The organism is Burkholderia sp. AW33-5, from assembly GCF_053427615.1.
The window spans coordinates 1-530 of record NZ_JBSAXA010000100.1 but is presented as its reverse complement, the minus strand read 5'-3'; the positions used below and the strand labels follow the sequence as shown (position 1 = coordinate 530).

The 530-nt window shown below is 60.8% G+C and carries 1 protein-coding gene; it reads left to right on the top strand.

The window, feature by feature from the left end; translation table 11 throughout:
• A partial coding sequence (locus tag ACV22V_RS32530) for a penicillin acylase family protein (protein ID WP_448016836.1) occupies positions 1 to 530 on the top strand: 530 nt, incomplete at both ends.

The window sequence follows — 530 nt, the reverse complement described above, 5'->3', positions numbered from 1 at the left end:
ATGAATCTGCCTGCAGGTTACCCATACAAGCAGCGCAAGCTTGGCTTCGAATGGACCAATGCGTCGCGGCATCAACGCATCGACGAAGTGCTCAAGGCGCTGCCAAAAGTATCGATCGAGGATAGCGAGAGGTTGCAGAATGATGACGTATCGATTCCCGCGCGACGCCTCGTCGCACTGCTCGCGCCCTTAAACAGTGACGACGCCGACACGCGCGCCGCACTCACGTTGCTCAAGGACTGGGATGCGCACATGCGCGCGGATTCCGCGCAAGCCGCGCTCGAAGAGGTGTGGCTGAGCCGTCATCTGGGTCGTGCGTTCAAAGACGCCGTGCTGCCGAAAGCCGCCGCCGACGCGTTCGGGGCGCCCGACACAGCAATAATGCTCGACACGCTCGAACATCCCGAGACACGCTTCGGCGACAACGCGCAAGCGAAACGCGATGTCGTGCTACTCGCGAGCCTACACGACGCATATGGCGAAATGGTACGCCTGCAAGGTGCAGATGTGAGCGCATGGCAATGGGGCAA